Source organism: Paenibacillus chungangensis (genome assembly GCF_042675905.1).
Lineage (GTDB): Bacteria > Bacillota > Bacilli > Paenibacillales > Paenibacillaceae > Pristimantibacillus > Pristimantibacillus chungangensis.
In genome coordinates, this window is sequence record NZ_JBHTJZ010000004.1 from 394,300 (window position 1) to 408,558 (window position 14,259).

Annotated in this window: 12 protein-coding genes; all 12 read left to right on the forward strand. The window is 48.6% G+C overall.

Annotated features, from left to right (window positions below):
- Positions 1-25 precede the first annotated feature (25 nt).
- Entirely contained in the window at positions 26-2,440 is a 2,415-nt protein-coding gene (locus ACFQ2I_RS02420) for an ATP-dependent helicase (RefSeq protein ID WP_377561891.1), read from the forward strand.
- A 122-nt stretch (positions 2,441-2,562) separates the two neighbouring features.
- A complete protein-coding gene (gene iolG / locus ACFQ2I_RS02425; protein ID WP_377561958.1) occupies positions 2,563-3,567 on the forward strand; it encodes an inositol 2-dehydrogenase in 1,005 nt (334 codons plus the stop codon).
- 97 nt (positions 3,568-3,664) lie between these two features.
- Complete coding sequence (gene iolD / locus ACFQ2I_RS02430; protein WP_377561893.1) at positions 3,665-5,527, forward strand: 3D-(3,5/4)-trihydroxycyclohexane-1,2-dione acylhydrolase (decyclizing); 1,863 nt, start codon at positions 3,665-3,667, stop codon at positions 5,525-5,527.
- Between the two features lie 16 nt (positions 5,528-5,543).
- Positions 5,544-6,446, forward strand: coding sequence for a myo-inosose-2 dehydratase (gene iolE, locus ACFQ2I_RS02435; RefSeq protein WP_377561894.1), 903 nt, complete (start codon positions 5,544-5,546; stop codon positions 6,444-6,446).
- Between the two features lie 15 nt (positions 6,447-6,461).
- Positions 6,462-7,271 carry a 5-deoxy-glucuronate isomerase gene (iolB, locus tag ACFQ2I_RS02440; RefSeq protein WP_377561895.1) on the forward strand — a complete coding sequence of 270 codons (810 nt, stop codon included), beginning with the start codon at positions 6,462-6,464 and terminating at the stop codon, positions 7,269-7,271.
- 7 nt (positions 7,272-7,278) lie between these two features.
- The gene (gene iolC / locus ACFQ2I_RS02445; protein ID WP_377561897.1) at positions 7,279-8,268 is read left to right on the forward strand and encodes a 5-dehydro-2-deoxygluconokinase; all 990 of its coding nucleotides are present in this window, start codon (positions 7,279-7,281) and stop codon (positions 8,266-8,268) included.
- Between the two features lie 62 nt (positions 8,269-8,330).
- On the forward strand, positions 8,331-9,785 hold the full coding sequence (locus tag ACFQ2I_RS02450; RefSeq protein ID WP_377561898.1) for a CoA-acylating methylmalonate-semialdehyde dehydrogenase: 1,455 nt from the start codon (positions 8,331-8,333) through the stop codon (positions 9,783-9,785).
- A gap of 141 nt (positions 9,786-9,926) precedes the next feature.
- Positions 9,927-10,946 carry a LacI family DNA-binding transcriptional regulator gene (locus ACFQ2I_RS02455; protein ID WP_377561899.1) on the forward strand — a complete coding sequence of 340 codons (1,020 nt, stop codon included), beginning with the start codon at positions 9,927-9,929 and terminating at the stop codon, positions 10,944-10,946.
- Positions 10,947-11,131: 185 nt separating this feature from the next.
- Positions 11,132-11,830 (forward strand): MgtC/SapB family protein, encoded by a 699-nt coding sequence (locus ACFQ2I_RS02460; protein ID WP_377561901.1) that lies wholly within the window; start codon positions 11,132-11,134, stop codon positions 11,828-11,830.
- Positions 11,831-11,887: 57 nt separating this feature from the next.
- Positions 11,888-12,370, forward strand: a complete 483-nt coding sequence (locus ACFQ2I_RS02465; protein WP_377561902.1) for a hypothetical protein — start codon at positions 11,888-11,890, stop codon at positions 12,368-12,370.
- Positions 12,348-13,379, forward strand: a complete 1,032-nt coding sequence (locus tag ACFQ2I_RS02470) for a CehA/McbA family metallohydrolase (RefSeq protein ID WP_377561904.1) — start codon at positions 12,348-12,350, stop codon at positions 13,377-13,379. Before ACFQ2I_RS02465 ends, ACFQ2I_RS02470 begins: the two co-directional genes overlap by 23 nt.
- Positions 13,380-13,536: 157 nt before the next feature.
- Positions 13,537-14,238, forward strand: a complete 702-nt coding sequence (locus tag ACFQ2I_RS02475; protein WP_377561905.1) for a glycerophosphodiester phosphodiesterase — start codon at positions 13,537-13,539, stop codon at positions 14,236-14,238.
- Positions 14,239-14,259 lie beyond the last annotated feature (21 nt).

Consider the following 14,259-nt stretch of genomic DNA (forward strand, 5'->3'; position numbering starts at 1 on the left):
CGTAAGGAAGAAGTGATAGATAGTGATGAAGGATACGGTAGCAACAGGACAAGGGAGCAGCGGATTGACAGAGGAGCAAGAGCGGTATCTGGCGGTGAAGAAAGAGGAGCTCGGCCTCGAGCTGAATGAGGCGCAGCAGCGGGCGGTCGCGCATGGGGACGGTCCGCTCTTGCTGTTGGCATCGCCCGGCTCGGGCAAGACGACCACGATTATGATGCGGATGGGCTATCTTATCGAAGTGCTTGGGGTGAATCCGGCGCGCATGAAGGCTGTGACCTTCAGCAGAGCGGCCGCCAGAGATATGAAGGAGCGATTCGACCGCTTCTTCCCGCACCTTCCGTCCGCCGGGTTCAGCACGATTCATAGTCTGGCCTTCGAAATCATAAGGGAGCAGTTCCGCGTGGAAGGAACAGAATTCCTGATTATTGAGGGCGAGGTGAGCGAGGAAGAGGACGGGGGCGGAAGCGGGGAGGTCGGCATGGACGGCATGCCTCTGCACAAGAAGCTGCTGCTGCGATCGCTGTTCAAGCGGATAGCCGGTGAGAACCCCAGCGACGACAGCATGGATGAACTGACGACGTTCATCAGCTATGTGAAGAACAGGATGATTCCCCCGGACCGCTGGAGCAGTGTGCGCACGAGCGTGCCGCATGCCGCCAAGGTGCTGCTGGAGTACGAAGACTATAAGCGCTCCGGCCATCGGAAGCTGCTGCTCGACTATGACGATATGCTGACGTATGCCAACGATATTCTTGAGCGCGAAGAGGGGCTGCTGCGGAAGGTTCAGCGGCGCTATGATTATGTGCTGACGGACGAGAGCCAGGATACATCGCTTGTGCAGCATGCCATTATCGCGAAGCTGGTCCGCGAGCATCGCAATCTGTGCGTGGTGGCGGACGACGATCAGTCGATCTACAGCTGGCGCGGGGCGGAGCCTTCGTATTTGCTGGAGTTCAAGTCGGTCTATCCCGATGCAGTGACGCTATATATGGAGCGGAATTATCGGTCGTCGCAGGAGATTGTTCATGCGGCTAATGCGTTCATTAAGCGGAATAGGAACCGCTATAACAAAAATATGTTCACAGCCAACGGCGAGCGCGGCGACATCCTGTTCCGCGAGCTGCCGGATTACCGCTTCCAGGCAAAGTTCCTCGCCCAGCATGTGCAGGAGGTGGAGAAGCTGTCCGAGGTGGCGATTCTGTACCGCAACAATGCTTCGTCCATTGCGCTGATGAATGAATTCGACCGGATGGGCATTCCGTTCTATATGAAGGATGCGGATGTCCGCTTCTTCTCGCATTGGGTGGTGGAAGACGTGCTTAACTTCATGCGCATGTCGTATACGGACAAGCGGCCGGATCTGCTGGAGCGGATTCATCTGAAGATGAGCGGCTACATCAGCAAGCACCAGATGGCGGTGCTGAAGGAGATCGACAACGGCGAGTCGGTATTCGATAACTTGCTGAAGTTCGTGACGCTCAAGGATTATCAGGTGAAGCTGCTGGAAGAAGCGAAGGGGACATTCCAGGGCATGCGCGGCATGCCGCCGCAGCATGCGATACGCGTTATAAGGAGCAGGCTGGGCTATGAGAAGGCGCTGGATAAAATGTGCGAGAGGCTCGGCTTCAAGCGGGAGTATCTGATCGGCATCCTGAATACGCTGGAGGATATTGCGGACGGGCTGGAGACGATGGAGCAGTTCGCAGCCCGGCTGAAGCAACTGGAGGCTGCGCTGAAGGGCTCGCGCTCCAAGCGGGGGCAAAACGCCGTCACCTTCTCTACCTTCCATAGTGCGAAAGGGTTGGAGTTCGACCGCGTCTATATGATCGATCTGATCGACGGCGTCATTCCGTCTAGCGAGGACGGCAAGGGTAGCGGTCCCCATAAGAAGGACGGCGGTACGGGCGAGCAGCCGCTTATGGAAGAAGCAGTGCGCTTGTTCTACGTCGGCATGACCCGGGCGCGCGAGCATCTGGAAATGGTGACTTATCGGGAGCGGGATGGGGAGTCGGTGAAGGAGTCCGCGTTCGTCACTGCGGTGCGCGGCATCGTGAAGCCGGAGCAGGAGCGTGGGGGCAGGATCGGCGGTTCGTCCGATCGCTCAGCCCGGCGCACGGAAGCGGCTGGTGAGCGGGGCAGAGGGGGCGCGGCTGGACGTGCGGTTCCATCCGCGCGATCGGGGGCTGTCGCAGACGACGGCAGCTCCTCCGGCGTAATCGTGCAGGAGCGGAGCGGGGGAGCGAATGCTCCGCTCCATCCGAATACGATTCGCAAGGAGGCTGAGCTTGTACAAGGAGCGAAGGTAAGACATCGCGTATTCGGTACGGGAGTGATCGAACGCTGGGACGGCGAGCGGATATGGTTACAGTACCCGTCAGGTCCGAAAGTGTTGTCTCTGGCTACTTGTTTGTCAATGGGACTACTGGAAGGCGCGTATTAGCGCTTCCAGTAGTCTTTTTTTCGATAACGTCTATTCAAACTATTTAATGTGTGCTAAGATAATCGTACCATTTGGTTAAGCGGTTACCCTACCCTTTTGTGAAAAGAGGTTTTAGTGTGAAAATGATCAACATCGGACTGATTGGCGCTGGACGAATAGGGCAAATTCATGCAGAAAATATTTTGACGATGCCACATGTCCAAGTAAAGACAGTTTCAGATTTGGTGCCTGAGAAGATCAAGGTATGGGCGGAAAGTGTATCCATTCCGAATGTCACTAATCGTGTAGAAGATATTTTTGAAGACCCTTCCATTGATGCTGTGCTTATCTGTTCTTCGACCCATACCCATACGGATTTGATAGAACGAGCAGCAGTGGCGGGCAAGCATGTTTTTTGCGAGAAGCCGATCAGCTTCAACATTCAGCAGACGAAAAGAGCAGTTGAAGCGATCAAACAAGCAAAACTACAATTCCAAACGGGATTTAACCGCAGGTTCGACCCTAATTTCAGTCGAGTGCGTGAATGGATTACCGAAGGTCGAATAGGTGAGCCGCATATTATAAAAATTACATCAAGAGATCCTGCGCCGCCCCCATATGAGTATATTAAGGTATCGGGCGGATTGTTTATCGATATGGCGATTCACGATTTCGATATGGCGAGATTTCTGAGCGGCAGCGAGGTAGAAGAGGTAAGTGTAGCCGGAGCTGTACTGATTGATCCAATGATTGGTGAGCTTGACGATATTGATACAGCGATTACAACTTTGCGATTCAAGAATGGCTCACTAGCTGTTATTGATAACAGCAGGAAGGCGGCGTATGGATACGATCAGCGAGTAGAAGTGTTTGGCTCTGAAGGCCAAGTTAATGTGCAAAATCAATTTCCCAACTCTGCTGAATTGAGCAATGGGCAAGGCGTATTTAAGGATAAGCCGCAATATTTCTTCTTGGAGCGATATAAGGAATCTTACTTGAAGGAGATTAAAAGTTTCATTGACGCGATCCGGTGTGGAGATGCAACACCTGTAACAGGAGAGGACGGCTATCAAGCGGAACTGATTGCTTTGGCAGCCAAGACATCATTAGCGGAGCAACGACCCGTCAAAATATCGGAAATGGCATAAACTCGGCTAGATCTTCAAAAAAAGAGAGCAACTAGCTAGAAGATATGCGAGAAAAGGTTAAGCGATTACCTTAATTCATTCGAGGGAGGCGGAATAAGTGGAAACAATTCGATTAACAATGGCTCAAGCTTTAGTGAAGTTTCTGGATCAGCAGTTTGTTTCTCTTGATGGACAAGAACATAAGTTTGTAGAAGGGATCATGGGCATTTTCGGTCACGGCAATGTAACCGGGATCGGAGAGGCTCTGGAACAAGACCCCGGCGAACTGACATTTATACAGGGCAAAAACGAGCAAGGCATGGTTCATGCCGCAACGGCTTATGCGAAACAAAAAAATAGACTTGGCATCTATGCATGCACAAGCTCAATCGGCCCTGGAGCATTGAACATGGCAACTGCGGCTGCAACAGCTACAGTAAACCGGATTCCGGTGCTTCTGTTGCCTGGCGACATCTTCGTGGATCGTCAGCCGGATCCTGTGCTGCAGCAGATGGAAGTGCCTTCAGATTATACAATATCTGCGAACGACGCTTTTAAGCCGTTGAGTCGTTATTGGGACCGCATCTCGCGTCCGGAGCAGCTTATGAGCGCTTGCACGCAGGCTATGCGTGTATTGACAGATCCTGTGGAGACAGGCGCGGTAACGTTATGTCTTCCGCAAGATGTTCAGAGCGAGGCTTATGATTATCCAGTGTCCTTCTTCCAGAGACGAGTGCATTATATTGAGCGCCGGCCTGTAGCTGCTTCGGCATTGCAGCGTGCTGTGCAACTGATAAAGCGCAAGCGCAAACCATTAATTATTGCCGGCGGCGGTGTGCACTACGCATTGGCGACGGAAGAGTTGAAGCGCTTCGCAGAACGATTCCAGATTCCTGTTGTGGAGACACAAGCGGGGAAGAGCGCCCTGCCATGGGATCATCCGCTTAATATGGGAGGCGTTGGCGTTACGGGATCGCTTGCCGGCAATCGCCTGGCGCAAGAAGCGGATCTCATTATTACGGTAGGCACTCGCCTGGCCGATTTCCCGACAGGCTCTAAGTCAATGTTCCAACACCCGAATATTGAATTGTTGAATATTAACATTAGCAGCTTCGATGCGATTAAGATGAACGGGCATCAACTCGTTGGCGATGCGCGTGAAGCGTTGAACGCTCTTCAATCTGAGCTTCAGGATGGCGAAGAAACCTATTATGAGCCTTCCAGGCTGCAGCAACTGAAGAAGGAATGGGACCAGGAAGTGGATCGCTTGTATGCGATTGAAAGAACGGATGGTTTAGCTCAAACGACTGTCGTAGGCGCGGTGAATGAAACGATTGATGAACGAGACGTCATCGTCTGCGCAGCGGGCAGCCTTCCAGGAGATCTTCACCGCTTATGGAGAAGCAAGCAGCCGAAAACGTACCACATGGAATACGGCTTCTCTTGTATGGGGTATGAAGTGTCTGGCGCCTTCGGCGTGAAACTGGCGGAGCCTGACAGAGAAGTTTACGCTATCGTCGGCGATGGAAGCTTCCTCATGCTTCATTCCGAGTTGTTGACGAGTGTGCAGGAACGGAAAAAAATGAATGTCATTTTGCTCGATAATAACGGGTTTCAATGTATTCATAACCTGCAGCGGGCTCATGGAAGCAATGGATTCGGCAACGAATTCCGCTACCGTGACAACTCAACCGGCAAGTTGAACGGAGAACATGTGCAAGTGGACTTTGCCGGATATGCGAGAAGCCTTGGGGTTACTGTGTTTACAGCGGGCTCGATCGATGAATTGAAGGAAGCCATTCAAGCAGCGCGTAAAGAAGAAGGCTCGACGCTAATTGAAGTAAAGGTGCTGGCAGGGACCAATACAGAAGGTTACGACTCTTGGTGGCGAGTAGATACGGCCGCGGTCTCCAAGAGTGGATCGGTTAAGCAAGCTTACGAAGCTAATCAAGAGCAGCTAGCCAGAATCAAACCCTATTAAAAGGAGACAGCGATCGATGCAAATCGGAAAATGGAAGTTCGGCATATCGCCGATCAATTGGGTCAATGAAGATGTGCATGCCATTGGAGATCATTACACATGCCATCAACTGTTGAATGACTTTACTGCATTAGGATTCACAGGGACGGAGAACTGTCGCAAATTCCCGCAAGATCCGGCTGAGTTGAAGCAAGTATTGACAACCAAAGGGCTGCAGTTGACCTCTCAATGGAAAGGTGTCATTTTCGCCGATCCTTCCTTACGCCAGGAAGAACTTGATGCTTACAGACGTCATGCCGAATTTCTGCATTATATGGGAGCCAAGCATGTGGTCACATGTGAAATCGGGGGTTCTCCTCATGCGGACCCTCGCGGCTTGGAGCAAAAAGAAGTGCAGCGCCTGACTGATGAGCAATGGAAATATATGACGGAAGGTCTGCAGCAAGCAGGTGAAATATGCAACGAGTTGGGCATGAAGCTCATCTATCATTATCATGCCAGTACAGTTGTAGAGCATGAGCATGAAATTGATCGCTTAATGGACATGACCGATCCGAAGCTTGTTCATCTGCTGTATGATACAGGCCATGCTTATTACGGTGGGACCGATCCGTTAACGCTGCTCAGGAAGCATCGCAATCGGATAGCGTATATCCACCTGAAGGATGTGCGAGACGATGTGCTGCAGCGTGTAAAGCGTGAGTCGATACCGTTCATTGATGCCGTCGTTCAAGGCGTGTTCACGGTACCGGGTGATGGCGTTATCGACTTCAAACCGATATTCCAGGCACTAAAACAACAAGACTACGAAGGTTGGATGATTATCGAAGCGGAACAGGATCCGGATAAAGCGGAGCCCAATCAGTATGCGAGACAATCGATTGCGTACTTGCATGAAACGATTGACAGCTTAATTTAGAAGGAGAGTGATCACATGTCCAGACTGCTTGTACCTCAACATCATCCGGATGCCGAAGGCAACGTATTGAAGGTAACCCCGGAGTCTGCCGGCTGGCGTTATGTTGGATTTGAGCTATATACGTTAGCAGAAGGCGAGAAGTTAACAAAAATGACGGGAAATCAGGAAGTATGCGTCGTCTTGCTATCAGGATTGGCCGATGTGCATGTCTCGCAGAATTCCTTTGAGAATATTGGCCGCCGGATGAGTGTGTTTGACAAAATTCCACCTTATTCTGTATACGTACCGAATGAGGATGAACTGCGGATCACCGCTTTAACCCAGTTGGAAGTTGCGCTCTGCTATGCACCGGGCCACGGGAATCATAAAGCAAGATTAATTCCACCGGAAGATGTAGCCGTTGAACCACGTGGTTACGGCCATATGACCCGGCAAATTCACAACATTTTACCTGAGCAGACCCTGGCGGACAGCTTGTTGGTCGTCGAAGTTTTTACTCCGGAAGGACACTGGTCCAGCTACCCGCCGCATAAGCATGATCAGGAAAATTTACCGCATGAGTCGTATCTCGAGGAAACCTATTACCATAAAGTAAATCCGGGTCACGGCTTTGTGGTTCAGCGAGTGTATACAGACGATCGATCCTTAAATGAGACGATGGCCGTTGCAGACGGGCAAGCCGTGATGGTGCCTAAAGGCTATCATCCAGTGTCGGCTCCGCCGGGATATGAAAGCTATTATTTGAATGTAATGGCTGGACCTGTCCGGACATGGAAGTTCCATAACGATCCCGACCATGAGTGGTTATTTCAACCGAAGGAGTGATGAGAAAGTGAATGCAATCCCATTCGAATCAGGACGGAAATTAGACTGTGTCAGCCTAGGAAGATTATGCATTGATCTGAATGCTAACGAAATTCATCGTCCGATGGAGGAGACGCGTACATTCACGAAATATTTGGGCGGTTCACCGGCCAATATTACGGTAGCGATGAGCAGATTAGGGTTGAAAACGGGATTTATCGGACGAGTATCTGACGATCAATTTGGAAGATACATTATACAATACTTGAAAGATCAGTCGATAAGCACGGATAATGTCGTCATTGATCGCACAGGCAGCGTTACCGGTCTTGCGTTCACGGAGATTCTATCTCCTACCGATTGCAGCATTCTCATGTATCGCGACAATGCAGCAGATTTGAAGCTGGAACCTAATGATGTATGCGAACAGACCATTGCGAACAGTAAGGCATTGCTCATCTCAGGTACAGCACTTGCCAAAAGTCCGTCCCGCGAAGCTGTATTTCTCGCTTTAGACTATGCCAAAAAGCATAATGTCGTCGTTATTTTCGATATTGATTATCGTCCGTATACATGGGCAAGTCAAGATGAGATCGGCATTTACTGCCGTCTGGTAGCGGAAAAATCTCACGTCATCATTGGCGGAAGAGAAGAGTTCGATCTGATGGAGACGGTGACCGATCCGGATCAAATCAATGATGATCATACTGCGCGGACCTGGTTTAGTCATGTAGCGCAAATTGTCGTAGTGAAGCATGGCGGCGACGGATCGATCACGTTTACTAGAGACGGCGGGCAATGGAAGGGCCGCACCTTCCCGAATGAAGTGGTGAAGACGTTTGGAGCAGGAGACGCTTTTGCCGGTGCGTTCATCTATGGACTTATGCAAGGTTGGCCGATTGAACGCTGTCAGGAGTATGGAGCGGCCGGAGCATCCATCGTTGTCGGAAGCCATAGCTGCTCAGATGCGATGCCGACTGTTGAACAGATCGAGACCCATATGAAGAAGTATGAATAACAAGATGAAGTATGGAGCAACGACTGCAATACGCAATCAGAATGTAATGGAGGATGATGAATATGGCAAATCAAACAGAGCAATTAAAAAATTTCATTGGCGGTGCCTGGCAGCCATCAGTCACTTCCCGCTATGATGAGGTGCCCAATCCTGCAACAGGTGAAATCTTGGCATATGTGCCGATCTCCACGCAGGAGGATGTGGACAAGGCGGTAGCATCGGCGAAAGCAGCCTATCAACAATGGAAGCAAGTAGCGGTGCCGAAAAGAGCCCGCATCTTGTTCAAATATCAACAGCTGCTCGTGGACAACTGGGAGGAGCTTGCCAAGCTGGTCACGATGGAGAATGGCAAGAGCTATAAGGAAGCATACGGCGAAGTGCAGCGAGGCATTGAATGCGTAGAATTCGCTGCAGGCGCACCAACCTTGATGATGGGCGACACCTTGCCCGATATTGCGACGAATATAGAGTCTAGCATGTATCGCTATCCGATAGGGGTAGTAGGCGGCATATCGCCGTTCAATTTCCCTATGATGGTGCCATGCTGGATGTTCCCATTAGCGATTGCTTGCGGCAATACATTCGTATTGAAGCCTTCGGAACGAACGCCGCTTCTGGCTAATCGGCTGGCAGAGCTGTTCCAGGAAGCGGGTCTGCCTGATGGTGTATTAAATATCGTTCATGGAGCCAAGGATGTGGTGAACGGTCTATTGAATCATTCCGACGTAGCAGCCATCTCGTTCGTCGGATCTCAGCCGGTGGCTGAATATGTGTACAAGACTGCGGCGGCGAATGGCAAGCGTGTGCAGGCGTTAGGCGGAGCGAAGAACCATTCTATTGTTATGCCAGATGCGGATATGGAGCTTACGGTGAAAGAAATTATCGCCGCATCGTTTGGTTCTGCCGGTGAACGTTGCATGGCTTGCTCGGTAGTTGTTGCTGTTGGCGATACGGCAGATGCGCTTGTCGATCAACTTGTTGCACATGCGGAGAAGATTACGATGGGCGATGGAATGCAAGACGACGTCTTCCTGGGGCCCGTCATTCGCGAATCTCACAAAACGAGAACGCTTGGTTATATAGAGAAAGGTGTAGAGCAAGGTGCGACGCTGAGATTGGATGGCCGTAACCGTGAAGAGTCGAATGGCAAAGGTTACTTCGTCGGTCCAACCATCTTCGACAACGTGACGAAGGAGATGGTTATTTGGGAAGATGAAATATTCGCTCCTGTCTTGCAAATTGTACGAGTAGAATCATTGGATGAAGCGATAGCGCTTGCTAATGAATCCGAATTTGCGAATGGCGGGTGCATCTACACCGACAGCGCGAAGGCGATCCGTCAGTTCCGTGAGCAGATCGATGCCGGCATGCTGGGCATAAATGTCGGGGTACCTGCCCCGATGGCATTCTTCCCATTCTCGGGCTACAAGAAATCATTCTATGGCGATCTCCATGCCAACGGCAAGGACGGTGTAGAATTCTACACGAGAAAAAAAATGACTGTCGCACGTTATTAATCCATTCCGTGAGGAATACAATCCGGCTAATGCAGCCGGATTGTATTTTTTCTTTATAATACGTGCTCTTAACTTGCGTCTGAAAGACTAAAAGCCTATGATAGGAAGAGCGCAGTCAACGGAGAGGAGAAGCCGAATTAAATGAAGCCGACGATTTACGATGTGGCGGAAAAATCCGGAGTATCGATTGCGACCGTATCCAAAGTCATCAACAATACCGGACGCATATCCAAGAGCACCCGAGAGAAGGTGACTCAAATCATGAACGAGTTGCAGTATCAGCCGAGCATTATTGCATCAGCGCTGACTGGTAAGATAACGTTTACGTTCGGTATGATTATCCCCGATCTAGCCAACCCCTTTTTTGCGGAAATTGCAAGAGCGGTAGAAGATAGAGCGCATGAGCTGGGATTCAGTATGATTATATGCAGCACGGACAATAGCTTGGATAAAGAGTTAAAGTACACATCGCTCTTATTAAATAAAAATGTAGACGGCATCATTTTGGCTACGGGCAGGGATCACGAAAGAGATTCTTCTCTACACGAAATAATAAGCAAAAAAGTTCCAGTGGTGCTGATCGCACGTGAAATGCCAGCATTAGCTATAGATACTGTTCTAGTCGACGATTATTTGGGCGGGCTCCAGGCCACGGCGCATTTGATCGAGCAAGGTCACCAAAGGATCGCTGTCATTGCGGAATACGAGAATATTATGAGCAGCAGAGAGCGCGTTCGAGGTTATAAGGCAGCTTTGTCCAATGCCGGTATACCGTTTGACGAGAGCATGATAGTCAATTGCGGACATTCTATTGATGACGGTAAGCAAAGTATGCGTAGCCTAATACAAAGCGGAAACCCGCCGACTGCCATTTTTGCCTGTAATGATATCATCGCCATTGGAGCCATTCAGGCAGCAAGAGAACTTGAGGTGAAGGTGCCAGATCATATGTCGGTGATAGGATTTGATAATACGGTAATGGCCACACTGATAGCTCCTCAATTGACGACTATAGCTCAGCCTATTAAAGAGATGGGCCGTTATGCAGCAGATTTGCTTATTAGTGAAATAAAAGGAACCAAATCAGCAAAACAACGAATTGTTTTGCTTCCCGAATTGGTTGTCAGGCAGAGTACTGGCGAGCCGCAAATAGCGAAATAATAGTGATGAATATAGAATGTCCCTTCTAATGTATATAGAGAGGGGCATTTTTTATTGACAAACTACAAACAAGGGATATAATGATTAACAAGGGTAAGCGCTTAACTAAAAGGGGCAATGATTTGAAAGGAGTGAATAGAAGCTTGATTCGATGGCACAGACGAAAGTGTTAAGGAGGGTTGCTATTGGATATATGGCATATTGATTACTTGGAAATTGCTATTAGAATGAGTGTCGCCTTGTTGTTAGGTGGCATAATCGGCATAGAGAGAGAATTGAAGAACCATCAGGCCGGTTTTCGCACGCATATACTAGTCTGTATGGGTTCGACCTTAATTATGATACTTTCCATATACGGATTTCCGCAATTTGTGAATGAACCAAATGTCAGAATAGATCCTGCCCGGCTTGCCGCACAAGTTGTAAGCGGTATAGGATTTCTAGGTGCGGGAACGATCATCCGACACGGACTGAATGTAAAGGGGTTAACGACAGCCGCCAGCTTGTGGGTATCCGCAGGAATCGGCCTTTCCATAGGCGCGGGATTTTATTTTGCAGCAGGAATCACGACAGTGATGGTTGTATTCAGTTTGTTGATTTTGAATAAAATTGAGTCGCTCATGTTCCGCCGTAAGGTAGAGCTTATGCTAGAGATCAGTGATCAGCCCGGGGCTCTTATTACGATTATTAATTTTCTTAAAGATCAAGGTCTGAGTGTCAAAAATATGACGTTGACCCAGTCACATCACAGGGAGGGAGATATACCTAGACTAGAAGTGAAATTGTCTGTTAAAGGGCATCACAAGCTTCATAAAGGGCTTATACTAGAACATTTGAAGCACTTATCAGAAGTTAAACAAGTACAAATAGATGGCTTATCTTGAAGATTCATACTTGTGGTAGGTTTTGGGTGGTATTTTGAAGTAAGGAGAGGAGCAACAATGGAAAAGCTGCTGCATAAGAAGACAGAATTGTATCCAAAGGACACGCAAACGCATATTCGGTATAAATTTGTATTAGATCAACCAGCAAGCCGGTTGAATTTTATGGTCAAATACAGCCCCAAGGAATGGAACGACGAGCAACTTTCTAAGCAAGTCATTGAAGAAAGTCTGTTGAAATACAATGGAACGGCTGATGCGAGCCAGGAAGATACATGGAAACGGTTTGTCCCCTTGAAAAATCTGATTACATTTTCTATTGATGATTGTAACGGGTTTCGCGGAGCATGCCATCGGCAAAATCCGGATCAAATCTTGATGATAGATGAAGATTCCGCATCCCCAGGCCTTATTCCGGGTAAGCTGCCCACCGGACATTGGGAGATTACTTTAAGTATTCATGCGTTGTTGACACCTTCCTGTCATTGTGAGCTGCTGGTCTGGAAAGGAGAGACGAAATATGAAAAATTGGCTTCCTTATGAACTTCATACGCATACGTATCATAGCGACGGCAATCACTCCTTATTAGAGATGGCGGAAGCGGCAAAGGAGATGGGTCTGCATGGTTTTGCTTCGACGGACCACAATACGATGACCGCTCTCCTAGATAAGGAGCAAGTCGAACTGAAGACTAGCATGCGTATTATCCGAGGGTTGGAATGGACGACTTTTTTCGGCCATATGGTTGCTCTTGGTGTTGACCGATATGTGGAATGGCGTGACTTGGGCATAGACGATATTCATACAGGCATTGCACGAATCCACGAAGCTGGAGGGCTTGCGGGGATTGCACATCCTTATCGAGTAGGAAGCCCCTTGTGCACCGGCTGTTATTGGGAATATCCAATAACCGACTGGCATGATGTTGATTACTTGGAAGTGTGGTCTTATACATTCCCGTCTATTATGAAATCGAATCAGAGAGCGTTTCAGTTATGGGATGATCTATTGAATCAAGGGTACCGGATAACTGGTGTGTGCGGCCGCGATTGGCATGTCATTCCAGACAATGAACCGAATCCGATTGCAGTTTCCTACATCTATTGCGATAAACAAGAGAATTCATCAGTGCAGGAGCGCCAGGTTATTGAAGCTATAAGCAAGGGAAAAGTAACTGTTTCAGTAGGGCCATTGCTTACCTTCGAAATCGTATATAATAATCAGAAGTATGAGATTGGTGATGAAATCGATGTAAGCCAACCTGATGAAAACTTTGAAATTCTGTTTACCTTAGATACTTTGACCCGGGCTGGCATTTGGGATGTGAAAGAACAGGAATTTACGGTGAAGTTGAAAAGCAATGCAGGCCTTCTTAATGAATTGAAGGTTTCTCCAGGCAATCCGAATCTTTCACATACAATCCAATTTGATGATTTGCGGTGGCTACGCGCAGAATTACATGGCGAGTTAATGGGAATTCATACGATGATTGCCTTTACGAATCCGGTTTATTTTACAAATGGGCGATATATCGAAATTCAGGGAAAATAAGGAATAAAATAATGTGAGCCTTGGAGATGAAAAAGCGTTATGCTAAGGGAAGAACATGAAGATTGACGTTTCCTTTCCCGGTGGCAGATGATACGCGATCCAAGGCTTCTTAGTCTATTTGAGAAGTTATAAGGTTTAAGCGGAAGGGAGTACTAACATGTCAATTCCTTTGATTACGGCTCACACCGGGTGCATGAATACGGAAGCCAACACTTTGGAATCTGTAGTAGAAGGTATCAGACACGGTGCTGATGTGGTAGAAGTAGATGTTCGCGCGACAAGGGACGGAATTTCTGTATTAGCTCACGATGTGCATGTTCCAGTAGGTGATCGGCTGCTGCCGATTATGGACATGGACTATGTGAATAGCGGCTTGACCCGACTGGATGAAGTGCTTGAGCTTGTGAAACGGCATAATAAGATTGCGAATCTGGATCTGAAAACAATTGATGCTGCTGATTCTATGATAGAATGCGTACAAAGCTTGGATATGCTCGATCGGGTCATCGTAACCGGCTGTCATCAGCGCGAGGCGAGCGAGCTTAAGCGGCGCTATTCGAAGGTACAGGTGCTGTTGAACACGGATGTTGAATGGTTTGACGGGCGGGACTATAACGAAGCGGTGAATCATGCTTGTCGGATTGCAGTGGACACCGGCTGCTGCGGCATCAATATCAACTATAAGTATGTGCGTTCACAATTAATAGACAGAGCATCGCAACTGTATCTGCCCGTGTCGGTATGGACGGTGGATGATATATTTGTGATGAAGTCTCTCGTTGATATGGGCGCACATTCCATTACGACGAATAAGGTGTATGAACTTTCCTTATTGTTGAATAACAGCAGTACAAGTTAATCGAAGAAACTGGCATTTAGT

What these genes read in the sequence shown, in the direction of transcription:
- ACFQ2I_RS02420 (WP_377561891.1), top strand. Translation starts at nt 26, where the DNA reads ATGAAGGATACGGTAGCAACAGGACAAGGGAGCAGCGGATTGACAGAG.
- iolG (WP_377561958.1), top strand. Translation starts at nt 2,563, where the DNA reads ATGATCAACATCGGACTGATTGGCGCTGGACGAATAGGGCAAATTCAT.
- iolE (WP_377561894.1), top strand. Translation starts at nt 5,544, where the DNA reads ATGCAAATCGGAAAATGGAAGTTCGGCATATCGCCGATCAATTGGGTC.
- iolB (WP_377561895.1), top strand. Translation starts at nt 6,462, where the DNA reads ATGTCCAGACTGCTTGTACCTCAACATCATCCGGATGCCGAAGGCAAC.
- ACFQ2I_RS02450 (WP_377561898.1), top strand. Translation starts at nt 8,331, where the DNA reads ATGGCAAATCAAACAGAGCAATTAAAAAATTTCATTGGCGGTGCCTGG.
- ACFQ2I_RS02455 (WP_377561899.1), top strand. Translation starts at nt 9,927, where the DNA reads ATGAAGCCGACGATTTACGATGTGGCGGAAAAATCCGGAGTATCGATT.
- ACFQ2I_RS02465 (WP_377561902.1), top strand. Translation starts at nt 11,888, where the DNA reads ATGGAAAAGCTGCTGCATAAGAAGACAGAATTGTATCCAAAGGACACG.
- ACFQ2I_RS02470 (WP_377561904.1), top strand. Translation starts at nt 12,348, where the DNA reads ATGAAAAATTGGCTTCCTTATGAACTTCATACGCATACGTATCATAGC.
- ACFQ2I_RS02475 (WP_377561905.1), top strand. Translation starts at nt 13,537, where the DNA reads ATGTCAATTCCTTTGATTACGGCTCACACCGGGTGCATGAATACGGAA.